This window comes from Roseobacter sp. CCS2, assembly GCF_000169435.1.
GTDB lineage: Bacteria > Pseudomonadota > Alphaproteobacteria > Rhodobacterales > Rhodobacteraceae > Yoonia.
Genome location: NZ_AAYB01000003.1, coordinates 271,191 through 291,427 on the forward strand (window position 1 = coordinate 271,191; position 20,237 = coordinate 291,427).

General features: G+C 54.0%; 23 protein-coding genes and 1 tRNA gene. 19 read left to right on the forward strand and 5 right to left on the reverse strand.

The window, feature by feature from the left end; all coding sequences use genetic code 11:
• Positions 1–52: 52 nt before the first annotated feature.
• From RCCS2_RS12585 to RCCS2_RS12655, 15 genes are all read left to right on the forward strand, one after another.
• Positions 53–373: a hypothetical protein gene (locus tag RCCS2_RS12585; RefSeq protein ID WP_156788539.1), complete on the forward strand. Its 321-nt coding sequence runs from the start codon at positions 53–55 to the stop codon at positions 371–373.
• A 27-nt stretch (positions 374–400) separates the two neighbouring features.
• On the forward strand, positions 401–976 hold the full coding sequence (locus RCCS2_RS12590) for a hypothetical protein (RefSeq protein ID WP_008234798.1): 576 nt from the start codon (positions 401–403) through the stop codon (positions 974–976).
• A 2-nt stretch (positions 977–978) separates the two neighbouring features.
• Entirely contained in the window at positions 979–1,338 is a 360-nt protein-coding gene (locus tag RCCS2_RS12595) for a phage head completion protein (RefSeq protein WP_008234801.1), read from the forward strand.
• Positions 1,338–1,745 (forward strand): tail completion protein gp17, encoded by a 408-nt coding sequence (gp17, locus tag RCCS2_RS12600; RefSeq protein WP_008234802.1) that lies wholly within the window; start codon positions 1,338–1,340, stop codon positions 1,743–1,745. Before RCCS2_RS12595 ends, gp17 begins: the two co-directional genes overlap by 1 nt.
• Positions 1,711–2,187 carry an HK97-gp10 family putative phage morphogenesis protein gene (locus RCCS2_RS12605; protein ID WP_083791189.1) on the forward strand — a complete coding sequence of 159 codons (477 nt, stop codon included), beginning with the start codon at positions 1,711–1,713 and terminating at the stop codon, positions 2,185–2,187. The genes gp17 and RCCS2_RS12605 overlap by 35 nt, the downstream gene beginning before the upstream one ends.
• A 62-nt stretch (positions 2,188–2,249) precedes the next feature.
• Complete coding sequence (locus RCCS2_RS12610; protein ID WP_008234804.1) at positions 2,250–2,672, forward strand: phage tail tube protein; 423 nt, start codon at positions 2,250–2,252, stop codon at positions 2,670–2,672.
• Positions 2,673–2,674: 2 nt separating this feature from the next.
• Entirely contained in the window at positions 2,675–3,055 is a 381-nt protein-coding gene (locus RCCS2_RS12615) for a hypothetical protein (RefSeq protein ID WP_008234805.1), read from the forward strand.
• Between the two features lie 50 nt (positions 3,056–3,105).
• Positions 3,106–3,384, forward strand: coding sequence for a hypothetical protein (locus RCCS2_RS12620; RefSeq protein ID WP_156788540.1), 279 nt, complete (start codon positions 3,106–3,108; stop codon positions 3,382–3,384).
• A complete protein-coding gene (locus RCCS2_RS12625; protein WP_008234813.1) occupies positions 3,381–6,470 on the forward strand; it encodes a hypothetical protein in 3,090 nt (1,029 codons plus the stop codon). Before RCCS2_RS12620 ends, RCCS2_RS12625 begins: the two co-directional genes overlap by 4 nt.
• The gene (locus RCCS2_RS12630; RefSeq protein ID WP_008234815.1) at positions 6,470–6,751 is read left to right on the forward strand and encodes a hypothetical protein; all 282 of its coding nucleotides are present in this window, start codon (positions 6,470–6,472) and stop codon (positions 6,749–6,751) included. The genes RCCS2_RS12625 and RCCS2_RS12630 overlap by 1 nt, the downstream gene beginning before the upstream one ends.
• Before the next feature lie 48 nt (positions 6,752–6,799).
• A complete protein-coding gene (locus RCCS2_RS12635) occupies positions 6,800–7,363 on the forward strand; it encodes a hypothetical protein (RefSeq protein WP_008234816.1) in 564 nt (187 codons plus the stop codon).
• Positions 7,363–8,064: a hypothetical protein gene (locus RCCS2_RS12640; RefSeq protein ID WP_008234818.1), complete on the forward strand. Its 702-nt coding sequence runs from the start codon at positions 7,363–7,365 to the stop codon at positions 8,062–8,064. Before RCCS2_RS12635 ends, RCCS2_RS12640 begins: the two co-directional genes overlap by 1 nt.
• Before the next feature lie 167 nt (positions 8,065–8,231).
• A complete protein-coding gene (locus RCCS2_RS12645) occupies positions 8,232–8,462 on the forward strand; it encodes a hypothetical protein (RefSeq protein WP_008234820.1) in 231 nt (76 codons plus the stop codon).
• Between the two features lie 113 nt (positions 8,463–8,575).
• Entirely contained in the window at positions 8,576–9,139 is a 564-nt protein-coding gene (locus tag RCCS2_RS12650; RefSeq protein ID WP_232204269.1) for a peptidoglycan-binding protein, read from the forward strand.
• Positions 9,140–9,216: 77 nt separating this feature from the next.
• Entirely contained in the window at positions 9,217–9,582 is a 366-nt protein-coding gene (locus tag RCCS2_RS12655; protein ID WP_156788542.1) for a hypothetical protein, read from the forward strand.
• A 172-nt stretch (positions 9,583–9,754) separates the two neighbouring features.
• On the opposite strand, the gene RCCS2_RS17955 is transcribed toward RCCS2_RS12655, so the two are convergent.
• Positions 9,755–11,098 (reverse strand): ATP-binding protein, encoded by a 1,344-nt coding sequence (locus tag RCCS2_RS17955; protein WP_008234823.1) that lies wholly within the window; start codon positions 11,096–11,098, stop codon positions 9,755–9,757.
• A 1,144-nt stretch (positions 11,099–12,242) separates the two neighbouring features.
• On the opposite strand from RCCS2_RS17955, the gene RCCS2_RS12670 reads away from it, so the two are divergent.
• The 4 genes from RCCS2_RS12670 (at position 12,243) to RCCS2_RS12685 (ending at position 16,160) form a co-directional block, all read left to right on the forward strand.
• Positions 12,243–12,779: a hypothetical protein gene (locus tag RCCS2_RS12670; RefSeq protein WP_037294103.1), complete on the forward strand. Its 537-nt coding sequence runs from the start codon at positions 12,243–12,245 to the stop codon at positions 12,777–12,779.
• 6 nt (positions 12,780–12,785) lie between these two features.
• Positions 12,786–13,376: a hypothetical protein gene (locus tag RCCS2_RS12675; RefSeq protein WP_008234826.1), complete on the forward strand. Its 591-nt coding sequence runs from the start codon at positions 12,786–12,788 to the stop codon at positions 13,374–13,376.
• A gap of 140 nt (positions 13,377–13,516) precedes the next feature.
• Positions 13,517–15,712 (forward strand): calcium-binding protein, encoded by a 2,196-nt coding sequence (locus RCCS2_RS17960; RefSeq protein ID WP_008234827.1) that lies wholly within the window; start codon positions 13,517–13,519, stop codon positions 15,710–15,712.
• Positions 15,713–15,917: 205 nt separating this feature from the next.
• Entirely contained in the window at positions 15,918–16,160 is a 243-nt protein-coding gene (locus RCCS2_RS12685) for a hypothetical protein (protein ID WP_037294104.1), read from the forward strand.
• Here the strand turns inward: RCCS2_RS12685 and RCCS2_RS12690 are convergent.
• The 4 genes from RCCS2_RS12690 to RCCS2_RS18695 all read right to left on the reverse strand — a co-directional run bounded on the left by RCCS2_RS12690 (position 16,152) and on the right by RCCS2_RS18695 (position 20,191).
• Positions 16,152–16,802: a transferrin-binding protein-like solute binding protein gene (locus RCCS2_RS12690; protein WP_037294105.1), complete on the reverse strand. Its 651-nt coding sequence runs from the start codon at positions 16,800–16,802 to the stop codon at positions 16,152–16,154. The genes RCCS2_RS12685 and RCCS2_RS12690 overlap by 9 nt on opposite strands.
• Before the next feature lie 789 nt (positions 16,803–17,591).
• Positions 17,592–17,665 (reverse strand) — tRNA-Gly (locus RCCS2_RS12695).
• 91 nt (positions 17,666–17,756) lie between these two features.
• Entirely contained in the window at positions 17,757–19,793 is a 2,037-nt protein-coding gene (locus tag RCCS2_RS12700) for an ASKHA domain-containing protein (RefSeq protein ID WP_008234831.1), read from the reverse strand.
• Positions 19,794–19,888: 95 nt separating this feature from the next.
• On the reverse strand, positions 19,889–20,191 hold the full coding sequence (locus tag RCCS2_RS18695; protein WP_037294107.1) for a DUF6525 family protein: 303 nt from the start codon (positions 20,189–20,191) through the stop codon (positions 19,889–19,891).
• Positions 20,192–20,237: the final 46 nt, after the last annotated feature.

The window sequence follows — 20,237 nt, forward strand, 5'->3', positions numbered from 1 at the left end:
CACCTCTCAACAGACGGCCCCTGACCGGGATGCCACAAATGGAGGGCAGGATATGTCCAAGAAAGTACCGATGTTTTTTACAAAAGCTCACGGGATCTATGTGCCCGGCGATATTGCAGGGTTTGACCCGGATATGGCCGAGAAGCTCAAAGCAGTTGCGGAAAAATATGATCCGAAGAAGCACAGCAGGAAAAAGCCGAACGCCGAGGTCGCGACAGCCGAGATCAATGCACGGACATCCGAACTGGATGCGCGCGAGGCGGCGCTCGCTGAACGTGAAGCAGCTCTGGAAGCGACCGCTCCAACGGATGAAAAAACATCTGCACAAAAGGCAGACAAAGCCAGCGCGCCGCCAAAGCGCTCCAACACGTAACTTCAGACAGGCGGGCGAGGCGGGCACATGAGATATATTGGCGCGGCAGTGATTGCATCGGTTGTGACCGTGCTGGATTTCAAACGCGCCATTCATCTCACGCCGGATGACGCGGATGATGATGTCCTGATCGCGGCCTATCTTCTGGCCGCCCAGGAACTCGTTGAAACCGCCATTGCCTGTCCGCTGGCACCGCGCCCATATGAGTTCACCGCACCGGCCTGTGCCTGGTCGGCGTGGTGGTTTCCGGTCCGTCCGGTCGTCAGTCTTGATGAGATGGCCGTGCGCGACGAGGCGGGTATCTGGGCGGAACTTGATACCGCAGAGGCCTTTGTCGTGCAGATGTATGACGAACCGCGACTTGTCGTGCCAGACGCCATCATTGCTGAATTACGGTGTGCAACCGAAGTGCGTGTACGCGCGACCGCCGGCATTGACGCTCGTGTGCAGCGGGCGGAGCAGGCCATCATCTTGACGGTGAAAGAATGGCTGGATGCTGGCATCAGTATCGATGGGGCGGAGCCACCCAAGATGACATTCGGTGCGCACAACCTGATCCGTCAAGTCCGCTATCGCCGTCCGTATGAGATCATGGGAGCCTGACCATGAAAGTATTGCGGCATATCGTGGTCCGGTTTGAACGCATGGATCGCAACAATCGCGATGTGCTGAATGCCATTGTGCCGGCATGGGTGCCGCTGGGAACGTCATGGGCTGGACGCTCGGACATCTCTGACGCGGAGAAGACGGCGGCAGGCAACCGTCATTCGGTTTTAATGGCCCGCTTTGTGGTCCACAGCAACCCGATCACCCGCGCATTGACCGGTGCGGATCGCATGGTTGAAGTGTTGGCAAGCGGGGAACGGATCTGGGAGATTGCGGGAATAAAGAACGCAACTGAGGGGCGCCGGCCACCGATCGAGATCACGGCCACGCGCACACCGCCGCCGGAGCCAGTGATCTGATGGAGGAAGCCTTCACGGACCTTCTGCAGGCAGACGCTGGCCTCGCGGCACTTTGTGATGACCGCATCCACTGGGGCATTCAGCCTGACGGCATTCAGCAGTTCCCATATCTGAATCTGACGTTGGTCAGTGATCCCGTTGCATACTACCTTGATGGCGAAGCGGGTGTGCAGCGGGTTCGGGTGCAGTTGGATGCCTGGGCCGAGAGTTATCTGGGTGCAGTCGCGGTGCAACGCGCCGCCAGCATGCTGCTGTCCGGCTATATCGGGACCGTTGGGGTCATTGCCTTCAAAGGCATGCTCGTGGAAACCGGGCGCGATCTGGATGGTCTGTCGCCTGGTGATGCGCAGCAGCTCTATGGCCGCTCGGTCGATGTGTTGGTCCACTGGGGTGCTGCAAGTGTTTGAGGTCAAATTCGAAGGTGGCCGCGAACTGGAGGCCGCACTTGCCGAGATTGAGCGCGCCGCCACACGTAAGTCGTTGGCCCGCCGTGTTCTCAAGCGGACGGCACAGCCAGTGGCCGACAAGGCCAATGCAACCGCACCCAAGGATGAAGACAGCACCGACAAGCAACTGAACGAAAGTTATGTGGTCACGTCGAAACTCACGAAGCGACAGGCGGCGATCGAGCGGCGCGGTAATCGCGATGATGTGGTGATGTATGTCGGCACATCGCACCCTGCGGGCGTGCAGCAGGAATTCGGCAACCGCAGGCATGGGCCGCAGCCGCATTTCCGCCCGGCTTGGGATGTGGGTCGGGATCAGATGCTGGAGCGGATGCGTCAGGATCTGGCTATGGAAATTCAAAAGACACTCGCGCGGGCCCGCGCGAAGACGGCGCGTGGCTAACTGCTGCACACCCGGTGATCGGGTGACATCGAAATACAATCCAAAATCGAAAGGAAAGAACGATGAGTGACGAATTCATTGGCTGGGGCGGCACGCTTGAACGCTCCACCGACGGGATAGCGTACACCGCTGTGCCGCGCGTGCGCGGCCTTGTGCTGCCCAAGGTCACGACCGAGTACCAGGACGTGACCAGTCTCGACAGCCCGGAGCGGTTCCGCGAGTACATCAAAGGCCTCAAGGATATTGGTGAGGTCAGTGTTGTTTGTGGCTACACGCGCGCTGGCTTTCAGGCTTGGGCTCTCGATGAGGCCAGAGACGCTGCAACCTTCTATCGGGGGACGTTGGCCAACGGCGATATCTTCGAATACCGTGCCTTCCCCAGCATCACGCCCAACGCCGATGACGCAGCGAGCCCGGTGACAATCGAGGCGACAATGCGTGGCACCGGGCCGATCGATTTCACCCCAGCGCCGGTGGTGCCATAATCATGGCCAAGAAAACACAACTGAACAAAGGAACCGTAACGCTCAACGTTGGTGATCAAGAACACCGGCTGCGCTTTACGACAAATGCCATCGTCTTGTTTGAAGAGACCTATGGCCAGAATTTCACCGCGGTTGAGAATTTTGCACGCGGTGTGGATGTCGGCAGTGTCTCGTTTCGCTGCCTGCGGGCGCTGATCTACGCGGGTCTGTCTGACAGCACGGACACGACGTTGCGTGGTGCGGGTCAGGTGATCGATGATGTTGGTTTCCCGCAGGCGATGAGTGCTGCCCTTGAGGCTGTGCGCTTTGCCTTCCCCGAACCGGACAAAACGGATGGCAAAGACCCGGTGGGAAACGACCAAACGGAGAGCGTCCCGGAATAGACTGGGACGATCTCACACGCGAATGGGTGGCGGCAGGACAGGCCTATGATTTGTTCTGGTCGCTGACCCTGCGCGACATCATGATTGTGTTGGACGGCGTAATGGAGCGCGAAAGGCGCCAGGCCATGCAGCAACGCGCGGTCATGTATGCGACCTCCAAACTCACGGCCATTGCCCATCATGATCCCAAAAGCCTGCCGGATGCGGACAGGTTTATCAAAGGCAGTGATGCACCGCAGCGCTTCGCTACGGACGATGAGATCAGCACCTACTTCATGGTGCGGGCGGCCAAATCCAAAAACCAAAAACAACTAAGGAACACGCAATGACGGGGGCAGTGATCGGCGCGTTACGTGCCAACCTGAGCATGAACTCCGCGCAGTTCCGGCGCGGATCCAGCGAAGCCCAGCAAAGCCTCAACCGTCTGCGCAATCAGTTTCGACTAGTGTCAGCGGGTGCGGTGGCGCTGGGGGTTACGCTAACCGCATCGGTCGTGGCAGGTTTGCGGGACGTTGATCGGCAGGCAAAGGCCGCGCGCAGCATTGATGGGACCACATCAGCACTGCGCGCGATGGAGCTGGCGGCAGGTGATGCGGGCGTTGAGGTTGGTCTGGTCACATCGGGTCTGCAAAAGATGTCGCGTGAGCTGGCCCGTGCCGCCAGTGAAGCGGGGCCGGCACGCGATGCATTAGATGGCATTGGGCTGTCGGCCAACGATCTCCTGGCGCTTGATGCCGATGAGCGTCTGTCTGCCATCGCAGATCGGACTCGCGAGCTGGGGTTCTCTGTGGCACAGACAACAAATCTGCTGCGCGATCTTGGCGTTGGCAATACGAACTTTGCCAAGATCATTGTGGCCGGCGGCGACGCGATCCGGGCGGCGCGCAATGAAGTCCGGGAATTTGGCCTCGAACTGGACGCGGCCGGCGTCGCAAAGGTGGAAGCGGCCAATGACAGCATGTCGCGTCTGGGGATGGGCTTTGAAGCCTTCCGCAACCAGTTGGCTATCTCGGTCGCCCCGGCCTTGCTGGATCTGTCGAACGGCTTTGTGGCGTCGTTGCGCAAGGGCGGGATGCTGAACACGATGATCTCCGGGCTTGGTGCCAATATCGGGACGTTGGTGTCCATCGCCGGTACCGGCGTGGCGGTATTTGGTGTCCGCTATGTCGCTGCCTTTGCTGGCATGCGCATTGCAGCGAACGGTGTCACCCTCAGCTTGGTCCAGATGCGCGCTGCACTGGCGAGCACCGGGGTTGGGTTGCTGGTGATTGGGGCAGGACTCCTGATCGCCAAGCTAATGGGCCTCGATGGGGCCTCACGCCGCGTCCAAATGGCGATTGATAGTGCAACGCTGGCGATGGCTGATGAGATCCGACAGGTGCAGCTTCTCACTGCAGCGATGGGACCAGGCACCCGCATGACCGTTGAGGCGGCGCAAGCAAAGTTGCGGCAGGCAGAGGCCACGCTGGCAAATGTAGATGCGACACGACAAGACCTGATCCTGGCTGAAAAGCAATCAAGTGCGTACGTGTCACTGCAGCGGGAAGCCGAGCAACTTATAGAGGTTGTTGGCAATGCACGTGCCGAATTACGGGACAACCCGCTGACTGCGTTTTTGACGTCAGAGGACATTGCGGTATTCGAAGCCCGGATCGCTGAAATCCAAGCACAACAGCGTGAAATGGTGGAGCTCGCCGGTGGAATCACGCCGGAGTATCAGGCTGCGGCGGCTGAGATCGCGCGCGTCAAGGCGGCGATTGCCAGCGCAAAGGATGGCATCGTCAGCTTCAACGGCGCGATCATTGTCGCGACCGAGCTCGGAGGCCGACTGCATGACACGATGGGCGGCATCGACTTTTCGCAATCTGTGCGTGGCGCACAGCAGCTCGCGCAAGAGCTGGAAATCTCCCTGAGCCGTGCCATGCAGATCATGGGGTTGGTTGGTGCGGCTGCCCAGGCAAAGGCTGATCCGGTCATTTTTGATCCGCGCGACCCGCGCTTTGATGCTGAGGCTGCGGCGACTGCGGCGCGACTGGAGCGGATCCGTGCGCAGATGGAGGCGATCCAAAACGAGACGGCCGCCGCGACCGTGATTACGCCGCGCCTTGATGCGGCTGCCGAGGCTGCCGGCAGGGCAGGGGGTGCGGTTGGTGGCATCGGTGCTCAGGCAGAGGACACCGGGCAGGCACTAAGCGGCCCGTTGCTGAGCGGCGTTGATAGCGTCAGTCAGGCCTTTGGTGACTTTGCTGCGCGCGGATTTAAGGACTTCAAGAGTTTTGCTGATCAGGTGAAGGCAACGTTTACGCAGTTGATCGCCAACCTGGTTGCGACAGCGGCGAAAAACCAAATCCTGATCTCACTTGGACTGAGTGGCGGTGCTGGGGGTGGCGGCCTTCTCGGGACCGGCCTGTCACTGCTGGGCAGCGGTGCGACTGGTGGCGGTGGGTTGGGTGGTTTGTTGTCCGGTGGCGGGATCGCGACGTTGGGATCGGGCGTGCTGGGCGGCCTCTCAGGTGTGGGTGCCGGCATCGCTGGTGGGTTTACCTCCGGCGGGGTCGGTGCGGCAATCAGTGGCGGCTTTGGGGCATCAATTTCGGGTATCTCAGGTGGTCTTGGCGGGATCGGTGCTGCGATTGGGGCCGCCCTGCCTGTCGTTGGGGTTGGGCTTGCTATCGCTGGCCTATTTGGGTTCGGTAAGAAAAAGAGAAAGCCGATTATCAGCAGCGAAGACTTTCGGGCTGTTCAGACCGGCCTCGCTTTAACGAAGCAGTCTCTCAAACGAACCGCAGATGAGGCCACCAACCTTGGCGGTCTATTCGGCGGACTGGCGCAGCAGCTCAGCACCAAAGGCATTCAACGCGCAGCGCGCGATTTAAAGAACCTGGCAGGCGGTGCCGAGGAGTTCACAGAACTCACGCAAGGGTATTTGGAGAACTTTTTTAGCGATGCAGAGAAGCGATCGCGGGTCATCGAGGGGATCACTGCGACCTTCGACAAGTTCAACCTTGAGGTGCCTACGACGGCCGCCGGATTCCGCGAACTGGTGGAGGGGTTCGACCTGACCACAAAAGAGGGTCGCAAGGCCTATGTCGAGTTGCTGAAGGTGTCCGATGCCTTTGCTGCTGTGTATGGCACCGCACAGGACGCAACCGCTGCCCTGTCAGGGTTCTATGGCGGCAACATCTTTGGCTCTTTGGTTGAACAACGGCTTGCGATGGCAGCCCTCAATCGTGGGGCGAATGTTTCGCTGTTGCAATCGGGTGGAGGTGTCATCAGCCCCAATGAGCTGGTGCGCTTGACAGAAACCGGCAACGGCATCGATCCAGTGATGGACAGCTCACGCTCGCTGCGGGATCTGGTGCGTTACTTCCAGCGTTGGGAAATCGATGGGCTGCCACCAGAAAGGACAACCTGATGCAAGTGATTAGACCGATCCCGATCACAGATCAGACGTTGGTTGCCTCCTCGATCCCTGAGCAGGACGCGCCGGAATATAGTTCAGGAACCACCTATGCCGTTGATGATGTGGTGCAGGTCACCTCTGTGCAGTCTCTCTACCAGAGCGTCTCGGCAGCCAACAATGACAACAACCCAGTGGCTGACGATGGCACAAATTGGGTGCGGATCAGTTCCACCAATCGCTGGCGCGCCTTGACAAGCAAATCCGCAGCCCGGCGACGGCACCAGGAAGCGTGACTATGTTCTGTCGCAACATCGCTTGTGACGGCGGTTGCCGTGCTGGGAATGATTGGTGACACGGTCGCGTTAGAAATCGCAGGGGGAGGAGAGACACAAGTCTTCACCAGAAACCTGCGGGTGCGTCGGCAACTGCGCGGCTGGTACACCTACTTTTTTGGCGGGTTCGACAAGGAGCCAAACGCAGTCTTCCTCGATGTTCCGTTCTTTGGGATCGGCACGACCTACACCATCACAGTCACGGCTGGGCAAGGTGACGCCGGTATCGGTCAGCTCTTGTTCGGACGGTTGTTGCGGCTTGGACGCACCAGGTGGGGATCTGATGTGACCATCTTGTCGGGCTCACGCAAAGAGCGTGACATTTTTCTTAACCTGATTTTGGTCAAACGTGCAACAGCACTGCGGGCCAACTTCGACGTGATCGTGCAGGGCAATCTGCTGGCTGCGACGACGCGCCTGATGGAAGAGCTTGATGCTGAACCCTCGGTCTACATTGGCGACCAAGACACGGCCAGAGGGCTGATCATCTACGGCGTGTTCTTCGACTACACGCATCGGCTTGATCTGCCGGATAAATCCGAATTCACCATTACAGTTGAGGGCTTGAAGTGATGCAACTACCCATCCTGACCGATCTTCCTGAAGCGCCATCGCCTTCCGACACCGAGGAAGATTTTGACGTGAAGGCTTACACTTTCACTCTTGCTCTGCAGCCGATGGTCGTTGAGATGCGCGAGTTTGGCACGGCTCTCGAGGTGTTGCAGTCGAATGTCGCGGCCAATGCAGCTGCGGCCAATCTCGCGGACGTTGATTTTGCCACTATCCCCGACCGCTTGCTGAAGGTAAATGCGGCCGGCACCGCCGTTGAAGGGGTTGCTGTAAACCCCGACATCAATCTCAGCAATGGTCCGGACGAGATCGCACCGCGCTCAACAATCGAGGGCGCCATTGATTTCAAACTGGCCAGTGCATTTGCACAAAGGCAAACCTCCAGTACGCTTCAGTCTTTTAACGGTGGATTTTCTTACTCCACTTTACATGGTCTTGGTGCTCGGCCAAGGTTTTGGTCATTCGAGGTAAGGTGTTTCGTTGCTGAGTTTGGGTTCGCGGTGGGAGATATCGTGCCAGTCGTACCAAATGCTACAACAGGATCTTCGTCGGCCTTTGGATTTGTAGCCACCGTGTCCGAAACACGCGTTGACATAAAATTTGCCAACGTGGCCAGCCCTATTAGAGTCCTCCGTCCAGATACTGGCGCGGCCGTCTCTCTCACTAATGCAAATTGGGGCTTCCGTTGGCATGCGGCGTTATGAGCAAGCGTCATAGATTGCGCTCGCGCATGTCGCCGAGGACAAAAGAAGATATCTACAATGTCGCAACGCCCGTCGTCGTTGCCTTGATAATCGCCAGCATATCGCTCAGCGGATCAGCAGTGTTCCTGGCGTGCTGGACACTTATTCGTGTGGCGCAAGGCCACTGAATGTTCTGGATCAGAGCAATCTCTCTGCTGGCCGTGGTCGGCTTGTTCATCGCTGATTTTGGCTTCGACGCAATGGCTAAGAACCCACCCGTCTGGGCCTACGCCATCCCTGGGTTGCTTGCCCTCGGGATTGAAGTGAAGGCGCTACAGCGGCTGGCCGTACAGGCCTTGCAGGCCTTCGCACGCATTCCTTCTGAGGATGATAAAAATGAGAGAGGAGAAGGGCAATGATCCGATCTTACACCGTTATTGATTTGCAGGCGCGTTGTGCAGCGTTGGGCCACAACCCCGGCCCAATCGACGGTGATCGTGGCCGCCGCACCAATCTGGCAGCTAGGGCTGCAATGACTGAACGCCAGGTCAGTTCTGAGGCGTTGCTGTTCCATACGTCTGGCCTGCATCGCATCTACCTTCATTGGACTGCCGGCGCGCGCGGTGTGATCCATCTCGAAAAGAAGGCGTACAATGGGCTGGTTGACCATGACTGTAAGCGCCACCTTGGGAAATGGTCCTTTGAAGATCAAGCATCGTACCGGGCGGGCGTCCGAGGTGCATCAGGTACGCTCAACTCGAATACGGGATGTATCCAGCTTGCGGCTGATGCAATGGCGGGAGCAGTTGAAGTTCCATTCAATCCTGGCAGTGCACCAATGACATGGGAGCAAGTTGACGAATTGTGCCTATGGTCTGCGGAATTGTCGTTGGCTTTTGATATCCCTGTAAGTCGCCATTCCATTCTCTCGCATGCGGAAATCCAGTCCACTCTTGGTATTCGGCAGCGCTTTAAGTGGGATATCTGCTGGCTCCCAGACATGTCTCGCCCTGGTGATCCAATCGAATGCGGCGACCGCCTGCGCGACATCATCGCAGATAAGGTGGAGGTGTTAGCCTTCAAGCAAGCTGCATGAGCCGCCTAACGCCCATACTCGCTGCTGTGGTGGCCATAGGGGTCGCTGCTGCCGTTGGCTACGCCAGGGGTCAGCATGTGACCGAATTGGCCCAGAAAGACGCGCTGCTGTTCGCTGAACTGGAAAACCGAGCCGAGGAACGGAGGTTGATTAATGAAATTGACAAATTGGCAGATGCTAACATTGAAGCTCAGGCGAGGATCAAAGCTGATCTTGGTGTTGCTAATGATGCTGTTGCCGGCCTGTACGCCGAGGTCAGTCGTGCCAACGCCCGTGGAGATACCAGCGCCACCGCCGTCGCTGATGCAGCCCGTGCCAGAGCCCTCCTTGCCCAGTGCGCAGCACGATATCGAGACGTGGCAAGACGCGCTGACGAGCTCCGCGCCACGGTCTTAGGGTTGCAGAGCTTTGCCCGGTCAGTGTCATCTAGAACCGATCAATGATGGTGTACCGCGCTCCGGCCCCCGAAGCGATCGTCAAAATGTACCAAAGGCCGACCATGCACTAACAATCAAATCGGACCGCTCAGGTGGGGCTGATCAACGGCGAAGATACTACGATGCATCCGAGGTCTGTAAGGAGGCTAAATTGTCTTTTGCAAATGAACGACGGATTTCACTGGTGAGGCGTAACTGGCAATTCAACGACCGCCCGGACCCCTCCTTCTTCCCGATTGGAAAGGGTCAGGCTGCCGCCGGATTGCGCGACGAACCCATTTACCATCGATAGTCCCAGCCCAGATCCTTGTCCGACCGGTCTGGTCGTAAAAAACGGCTCTGCAGCGCGGGCGAGAACATCTGGCGTCATACCCGGTCCGGTATCAGTAACACAGATTCGTATTCTCCCGGACAAGTCGAGTTCTACGAATAGGCGGATAGTGCCAGGCGAATCGCCAATCGCTTTTTGTGCGTTGATGATCAAATTCATCAACGCGCTTTCGAGCAACGCGCGGTCAATATTGAGATCGGCTTGCAGCGAAACTTCTTGAACTTCGAGATTAATATGCGTGGGAAGAACCCTGTGCAAAAGTGCTCTAACATCTTCAAACACTCTGCCCAGCTCGACTTTCGTAATCCGCAATTCGGACTTTCTTCCATATGCAAGAAGCTGGCGGACCAACCCAGCGCTTTTGTCGGAAGCCGCTTTCGCTTCGGACAGAAAAACTTCTTTTTCGGGACTTCTTGGATCCAGCATAACCAGCTCAATATTGCCACTTATTACAGTTAACAGGTTGTTAAAGTCATGAGCAACTCCGCTAGCCAACTGTCCCAGCGCAAGCATCTTTTGGTTCTGGATTTCTTCACGTGTCTTTTCCGCCAATGCGCGGTTTACGGAGATAATCTGCCGAAAGCTCAGCCAAAAATACCCGCAGGAACAGAGCCCGCCGATCACGCTGGCCACAGCGATACCGAGCGTTGAAGCATTCATTGCTGCTATTAGCGTCACCCCAAGACCCGTCCCGATTACCGCGACAAAATCGATATGGGCGGAATAGCTGAATTCTACGTTGCGCGACAGGCAATGCAGGGCTATCCCCAGAACTCCGCAGGTGGCTAGAAGCAAGAAATCACCATCGCCAAGAGTGGCGACATAGACAACCATAGCGCAGTACCATGCGGCAATCACTGAGCTAGCGGAGACGCATAGAGCGATATCATTGCTGCTCGCATCCCCTGATTTATGCCGAAGATACCAGAAGACATAAGGTATAATCATCAGCCAATAGCCGATGGACCACAGCAACATGATCACCTGAGCAGTCGCAAACCAAAGAGCGACACCGCTGACCAGTACGACGCTCAACCGCGCCAAAACATCTGTAGTGTCAACCACATCACCAGAGCGAAAGGCTTCGAACTGAGCATTTCGCTTCTGCTGTGTTAAGTCAGATGGTTGCATCACCGACCCCATGAACACGCAATCTTTCCGTATAGCTTTTGCATGAGTAAGAAGTGGCATTTAAAGATAGCAAGAGCAAGACGGCCATACTTTCAAACGACAAATTGCACTGTGTCGGCAACTATTGCATTCATCCCGTTGGCGCGGGAAGTAATCCTGAAAGCAAGCCAGATTAAGGACGGTTCAAGCGGCAAACAGCTCCAAAGAATCTTTACGACAGGCGCAATCATACAAAAGTTTTCTGATCGTTCTTTGAGATTGTGTCATTCTGATAGCTGCTAATCCGGTCTAGCGTTTTTCGCATCTCGAGCTCTTCCACACTAAGTGAATTGTATGCGCAGTAACTCGCGAGATCCTCCAGAACATCAATCATCCAAGAATGATCTGTAAGCTGAGCTGCAGGGAATGATCGTTCCCATTTTTTCATAGTGTAATCCTTTTTATATTGAGTTTGGGTTGGTCCATCTGCCGACCCTTTATTGAACTTCTCAGAGTCGGAACTCGTCTCGAAATGTCGCAGACGTTGTAAGCGGACCCAACACAATCGACTTACAAAAACTCGATATGACGTATTTTCACAGTCAAAGCCGGGTGTAATCTGTCACTCCTCCTCGTCAGAAGAAAATTCTCATTTGGTACATTGAATAGGTCAAAATTAAGCACCTTAAGCGCGAGCTAACGATTTTAGCTCACGCTTAAGCTGATCGATCCGAATTCTGTTCGATTTGAGGCAGTTTTATGAAGAAATTGTAATTCGGAAGTCTAGTCCACATATGAAAACCTGCGTTATCTGGCGACGACTGCGCGAGGCTGGCCTAGAGCAGGATTGCATTCAAGCCGTTTGGGTCCAAGGGTATCAGGTGCCAGACAGCCTATTCCTTGCGCTATGCAACTACTGCTTGGACATACCAAGATGGACAGCACGTTCTGGTAACTTGGTGTTGAGTTGGAAGAGTCGCTAGCGATTTCTGAGGCCATGAAATTTAGAAGGCTTGGGTCGCTGGCAAAGGCGGCCTTTACTTACCGAAGCCTGAAGAAAGTTATGCCATTGTTAGTTAAATAGGAACAATGCCGGACCGAGCGGCCTCAACCGGGCTTTCGTTACTGGATCGGGAGACGTGCTCCTGACCCAGACCGGTAGTTTAACACTCCGTTAACCAAGCCCATCTAGAACGACCTAAAAGCAAGAGTTAACGGAGTAATTATGCGACTTACGGAGATGCCGTTGTCAGCACTTGAAGTCCAAGCAATCTTAGGTCTTTCGAGTGATAACTATGACGCCGTGGTTTCGGCAGGGCTGCTGAGAAAGGGCGTGCATTTCGTCGAGCGGCAATCCACGCGGACTTCCTTGCATAACTTCCACGATTTACTGCACTTGGTTCTGTGGTCGCATCTGGAAAGATGGGCAGGAATTCTTGACCAAGAAGACCTGTGCCTAATCCTTGATCAGGTTGAAACCGCAAGAGTGCGGGGCGTGAACGTAGATCCAGACGTTACTGTCAGTTACGAACCATTTCGTCGGAAAGCTGTAGGACTCGACGCGGAAATCCAAGATGAACTTGAGCGAGTAACTCTCGAAATCGACGACATTTGGTGCAGCCTAGTCAAGAGTATTCGCTATGAGTTGGCGAAAGAGGTGCAACCCCCTCATACGTTGTTGTCGGCGAAACAATCGTATTCAATTCAAGCTGTCTTGCGCAGCAACACAACTCTAACACAATGCACAATCGTTCATCTCTGAAGTTCAGTGTTCGAGATTGATGCAACTAAAGGGACCAACCAAGTGATTAAATTCATATCTCAGGAGAAGCTCTTTCAGCAACCAGAGATTGTAGATGCGCTTTTGTCATATGATGAAAAGCCAGAAGCTACCGGTATGAGCGATCTGGCGGGAGTTCACGCTAATCTTTGGCAGATGAAAGGGTTGATTGTTCCATCTTTGCACATATTGATGGTAGATGATTACGGTCTCCTTTTGGGCCGAGCTAGTTTGGCTCCAATCGTTGATGAAGAAGAACCATCAGCTCCGACAAAAACTTGGCAGCAGGTAGAATTCTGCGTCTTTCAAGGTGCCGAACCGAAGACATCGTACGGTCTGTATGCTGCCAGCATAGCAATGATTAAGGAATTTGGATTTGCGAGACTATTGAACCGGTACGGTCATGATGTGTTGCCGGAGAATGTAAAAAAAGAGAAGTATTACCGACGATTATTAGAACTGGCAGACATGACAGACATTGAGATGGAGCTTTACATCTGCAACTCAGATGTACTTCAACAAAACCGGTGCGCTGATGAGGAGATGAGTCCCCACTGTTGCGGCTGTCACAGCACGTAAATATTGACTCAATAACAAATTAGGCCTCGTTAGAAATTTTGACAAATCCATATCTCACTTTTAGCAGTTCGATATTCGCGATTCAGACAATAATAACCTACTGAGATCACTTCTTGCTGCAATCAGTAGGAGTGGATTTCATGACGAATGCGACGACAGGCCCAATTGTTACCAACACCAACATGGAAGAAATAGCAAACTTGAGTTCCGACTTTTTCGGTGCAATCGGGGTAAACAGCTACGGATGGCATCACTTCGAGGATCAAGTTGAGAGTCTTGGACTGACCGACGTCAGGTGGCCTGGCGGCACAGTTTCTGAAGGTGGATATATCATAGATGGTCGAATTCGTCTGGATGCAGGCGATATCTCATTAGAAACACTTGCCGGTGATAGGTCAAATTTCGCCTTTGATCTGACCCACCCCGAGCTCATAAGTGAACTTGCTCTAGAATATGACGAACTTAATCATCTCAAACGTGACGACGTTGGTACCTTCAGCCAAGCTTTGAATCTCGCAGTTGAAAATGATGCTGCTTTCAGTTTGATCATACCTGTTCAGCGATACTTTGAAGGTATTGATTTTTCTGATCCTGCTGTCCTAGAGCAAGGTGTCGCAGCCGCTAAAGCCGATATGCAGGTGTTCCTCGAAAGGCTGAAGAACGGGGATTTCAATGATGGCATTTATCCGAAAAACCTTACCTTTGATATTGGGAACGAAGCATACTCCAACCCAATTGAGTACGCGGTCATTGCAAAGGCGATGCTGGATGAAATTGATGCAGCGCTTTCCGACTCGAACATCAACTATGACATAGCGATCCAAATGGGCCGAGGGAGCTACGAATTCGAAAACCTTCGAGAAGATGGGTACTTTGATCCTTTCTTCGATGATCCTGAGAATATGATCGAGGGTTTGGACGACATCGGTTTCGTACCTACACCCGGCATGCCATATATTGATCGGCAGGTTGCACTCGATGAAATTATGATTGGCATCTTGGGGGACTCGATTGAACACCTTGATGGAGGTGGCATACGGCACCATTATCTGAAGATTGATGCGAACGAACTTGCCCAAACACAATTGCCGGTCATGCAGCGTGATTTGATCGTGGACCGTTGGATGCAAGAGTTCGAAAAGCGTGGAATGGATACTGAGGCAATTGATTATAATGTATCAGCTTGGAGTACGGACAATAACAACGGGTCTTCGTTGCCCTACGACCCAGCAGCGGCTTTCAACACTCTTGAATTACTATCACACTTCCTCACGATTGGAGTGGATCGTGCGGCGTTGTGGGGGGTCGTAGGTTCGTTCCGATACTATGATCATATGCCCGGGTCGGTCGTTTCAGACCGTTTGTCAGATTATCTGTCGCCAAAGGCCGCCCTGCTTAAGCTTTTGACAGAAAATGCTATGGGCGGCGACTTTTTAGGTGAGGGTGGTGGCCGGGACGAAGGTTACCTTAGCTACACTTTTGAAACGGATTCTGCTTTTACCGTTTTCTTTTCGGTGGAGAAGCTGAACGGATCAGAATTCAACCTTGACGTTGATCTTGGGCTGCTCGGCGACCTATCGAATGTGTCTGTAGCGAACCTTGACATGTTAAATGGTGCGCAAAACGGTGCGTCACAACTCACCTATTCAAACGTGGCTGTCGAGAACGGACATATCGGGCTTAATTTCGATCAAGATTTCGAGATTGTCATGGTCACGCTGGACAAGGCAGAGAGCAGCGATTTTGCTACGGCCAAGTTGATAGAGGACTTTCTTGGCAAAGACGCCTCACTGGATGATGACATTTCGATGTTCATTGGGGGCTCTACTGCTGAAACGATGGTCGGTGGTGCGGGTTCTGATGTGATCGTGGGCCAGGAAGGTGATGACATGATCGACGGTGGTTCCGGCAGATCTACCATAACTAGCAGCGATAGGCTTGAAGACTTTGATCAGGTTGGCGGACAAAATGGTGACTTCTTGTTTGGAGGTGAAGGCAATGACCAAATTCATGGAAATTCCGGCAATGATCTGTTGTTTGGCGGTGAAGGCAACGACCAGCTTTGGGGTGGTGGGGGCTTCGATACTTTTGTATTTAAAGAAGGCAATGATCAAATCCATGATTTCACGCACGGTGTAGATACACTTATGCTTGATGAAGCTCTGTTGGATGGCCGCGAGCTTTCTGATGTTGTTCGGCAGGACACAATGAACGAAGTTGATTCTACTGTTTTTGACTTCGGCAATGGAAACACTCTCACACTTCATGGAGAATTTGATCTCGGCGCAATTCTTCAATCCGTCGAGATGAACCAAGTTGGGGACGTTTTGTTCTAGGCGTGTCCATGTACCACTTTCATGGTGCGCCACTGAAGCAAGAATTAGCGCATATTCTTTCTTCAGTAACGATCCGTTTACTAAATTTGATCAGGGTTAGATAGCCATAAGAAGGGATTCTTACAAAGTAAAAATTAGTTAAAATTAGTGCCACGAAAGGTCAGCCAAGGATCGTGTCCGCTAAGTATTATAGATAGGAACAGTAATGCAAGACAGCCTTCCCCATAGCTGGATGCTCGATGTGCTGAAAGACCTCGAAGCATACTCATCAAAGAAGGGTCTCCACAATAGCGAAGATGCAATTAAAGAAGCTTACAAGCAAATCTCAACCGAGTTGGTGGTCGAAAGATATAGCAAGCAAGTATATGACGATGCAGTAGTTGATGCGAGTGATGAAATGCGAAGAGTCCTGATGTTCACGAGAAACTTTCGAGGGCAGCTATTCTGAATCTGGAACCTCGGCTATGAATACCCCTCCGACAGCTTGACTCGTCCCATTAGATTCAGCGCGGCCTAAGATGTTACCTGCGACACCAGCCACGTCGGCCCCAAAGAAATCACCCTCGAACACCAAATCGAGGTTGATATTGTTTGAGTTGATGTCAGTCAGCATGCCGTTACCCTCAAAGGAAAGAGTGGCGTCAACATTAGGATCGCCGTCGCGGTCCAGTATGCCCCCTGTTAGGTCAATTTGCCCCGATATCGCATCTCCGTTGTCGTCAAGGATCCCGAAAACTGTCCCGGAAACCATCTCAGTATCTGCGAAATCTACTCGTATGTCCATTTCTCCTGTAAGGGAGTCCGAAAGGTTATCATTAGTGTTCGCCATTTGACCTAAAAAGTAGCCGGCGTAGCTGGCTGTTCCACTGATGGGTGCCATGCTAGGGTCTGTAAAAGCTACCGGCTGAAGACGCTCGATCATTGCATCGGCTGATACATACAATGCATTGAGTTCGGCTAACTGGGGATCAGTGCTGCTGCTGCCTGACCCACCGCAAGCTGAGGTGAAGATGCTCATAGCCAAAAGTGTTGCCCGAGGAACAAGTAACTTACTGGAAGTGGATTTGTAATTCTTGCGTGGTGCGATCATTGGCTTAAACCTTGTTGAGAAAAATCTACGTCAAACCTTAGGTTAAAGCGTTGAATGAAAAGTTTACGCGTCTTGGTTAGTGCTTCTTTCTGCGTTTAGGTGCGGTGAGCGTCGCGCTAAATAGTGTTTTTTTGTGGAGCTTTGTGTTCGACTGCTGGATGAAATCGCTATTTTTTCAAGCGCTTCAGCGGCGTCAAATTCACCGTTATGTTGTGCCTTACTGGCCGCTAAGACGGTGTTCTGGTGAAACTCTTCCCTTGTCATGAACAATACCTCATAGTTATGCAGATTGTTAACCTTTGCTCAGTAGGTATTAATGATCCGTTAACGCAGCCGACTCCTTCTCCGGCAGTCTGGCAACCTTGGCCGATTTTAGCTTACAGCGCAGCGAACTTCCGCTTTCCGCCCACCCTGCTGAAATCATGGGTCTTTGGATGTGGTAGGATCATGTCCGCTTCGGGCGGTGCCCTTAACTTGTGAGCGCGATTATCCGATGCATTGGCAGTGGTTCCCAAAAGAACGAGGGCTGTCATGACATATCTTGTATTGGTCACCCGTGAGCTGAATGACCAGCGATCGTGTACGCAGTTCATTGCAAACTGGAAAAGTGCGCGTTTGACGCGTTTTTTGAATGCACTGAGTAGTCTGGGGATTAGTCTGGGGTTCGCGGTCTCAAGTTGCCCCAGACGTTCCCCTTTTTTCCTGGGTCGTTCAGACTAGAGTAGCTGAAGACTATCTGAAATTATGATATATAGCTTTGATTTAAAGGCAAAAAATTTTGGTATCATCTGGAGCGGGTAACGGGAATCGAACCCGTAACTGAAGCTTGGGAAGCTTTCGTGATACCTTTTCACCATACCCGCGCACTGGATTTGGATACGCCCCGTAAGGGCCATCGTCAACGTATGTTTTGCGTACACATCCTGTACACATCCTGTACATACACCGCGTCAGTCAGCGCGCGCGTCGCCGTCTGCGCCCGCCTTCACCACCCCCGCCTGTGTTGTGGTTGATCTTGGGGATCGTGACGATGCTTTCCAAGATCGGGAATGGTTCAACCGCGTTGGGGATGTTTGACGCGTTGACAAAGTGTTCCTGAAAACGCGGCTCGATCGCGGTTTCGATCTTGTGGATGTTGTGGACCGTTTCTTCGATCTCGGCGCGTGCATCGGTATTCAGCAGGGCGATCCGCGCGCCTGTGCCTGCGGCGTTGCCTGCGCTGGTGACTTTGTCCAGCGGGGCGTCCGGGATCATGCCCAGCACCATCGCGTGTTTGGGGCTGATGTGTGCGCCAAAGGCACCGGCCAGCACGACCCGATCCACCTTGTCGACGCCAAACTTGTCCATCAGCAGGCGTGCACCAGAATAAAGCGCGGCCTTGGCCATCTGGATTTGCCGGATGTCCGTATTGGTGACGGTGATCTTGGGCCCACCGTTTTCGGTGCCGTCATACAGTAGATAGGAATTCGTCCGCCCGTCCTGAAAACAGTTGGGTGATCCTGTTTGTTCTGCCGATCCGATCAGACCGGGCCCGTCAACGATACCGGCCATGCGCATTTCGGCAATCACCTCGATAATGCCGGATCCGCAAATACCGGTGATGCCGGTTTGTGCGATGGCAGCGTCAAAACCGTCTTCGTCAGACCAAAGCTCTGATCCGATCACCTGGAAGCGGGGCAGTTTGGTGACCGGGTCAATTTCCACGTGCTCAATTGCGCCGGGGGCGGCGCGCTGGCCGCTGGTGATCTGCGCGCCCTCAAAGGCAGGGCCCGTGGGGGAGGAACAGGCAAGCACCTTGTCCTTGTTCCCAAGTAGGATTTCTGCGTTTGTGCCAACGTCCACGACCAGAACAAGGTCTTCGGATTTATCCGGTGCTTCAGATAACGCCACCGCCGCAGCGTCCGCACCCACGTGACCGGCGATGCAAGGCAGCAGGTAGACGCGGGAGGCAGGGTGCAGGTTGAGGTCCAATTCGGTGGCACGCAGTGAGATAGCCTCTGACGTGGCAAGCGCAAAGGGTGCTTGCCCCAACTCGTAAGCGTCGATGCCAAGGAACAGGTGATGCATGACCGGATTGCACACGAACACCGCGTCTACGATCAGATTGCGGTCAATCCCGGCTTCAGAGGCGATTTGTACGAACAGCGCGTTCATGCCTTCGCGCACGGCTTTGGTCATTTCGTCTGACCCGGTCGGGTTCATCATGCCGTAGCTGACACGCGACATCAGGTCTTCGCCAAAGCGGATTTGCGGGTTCATTATGCCGGAAGAGGCGACGACTTCGCCTGATTGCAAATCGCAGAGGTGCGCCGCGATGGTGGTGGACCCAAGGTCAACGGCAAGGCCGTAGAGCGTGCCTTCATAGAACCCCGGCCAGATGTGGATAATCCGTGGGCTAAAGACGGCATCGCCCAAATGCACTGCCACGGTGACTTTCCACGCGCCCTTGCGCAGCGCCGATTGCAGGGTTTTCAGAACGCCAAGGTCAGCCTCGAGTTCAGGCAGGTCCCAGTCGCGGCGCAATGCAGTGATCAGCCGTTCCAAATCGCCAGAGGGGTCGTGCATGTCAGGTTCAGCGACCTCAACATAGTATAGCTTGGTCGAGGGGTTCATGACGATATCGCGCGCCTCGGCCCGTTTGCGCACGACCTGTTTATGTACCTGGCTTTCGGCGGGAACGTCGATGACGATATCGCTTTGGATCGTGGCCTGACAGCCCAGACGGCGCCCCTTTTTCAAACCGCGTTTGTCGTCATAGCGTTGTTCAACGCTGTTCCATTCGGACAGGGCTGTGTCGGCGACGGTGACGCCGTGTTTGGAAAATTCACCGTAAGAAGGCGTGATTTGGCATTTTGAGCAAATCCCGCGCCCACCGCACACCGAATCCAGATCAACGCCCAGCTGCCGCGCCGCAGTCAGCACGGGCGTACCAACCGCAAAGTTGCCGCGTTTGCCGGATGGTGTGAATATGACGAGGGGATCGTTTGACATTGTGCGCGCCTGTTTGGTCTTGGCCCAAATGTATCTTTTGCGCGCGTAATAGAAAGGCCCGTATCCGTCATAATAACTATGAGCAGCGGCATGGATTAGCCCGGTTCATTGATCGCCGCATCACAGTTGGATGCGGGATGTGTGTTGCCCCATATTTTTCGCGCGTCTTTTGCGATAAGACTGGTCTGTATTCGGTCAAGTTCCTTGATCGCATCGATATGGCAGCCGGATTTGCGAAGCGCCTTTGCGTAGGCGGTTTCGACTGACCTTGCACGCCATGGCAAAGATGCCTGCGATACCCACTGTCTTAAAGCGGGCGGTAATCTGTCGAAATCCTGCATTGGATTATTGTTGCGTCGTTTCCGCTTTAAGGTCGTTGCGCCACAGTTGTTGTGCATGTCTCGTGTCCGTATGAGGAGGAAACATTATGTTATAACATAGGCA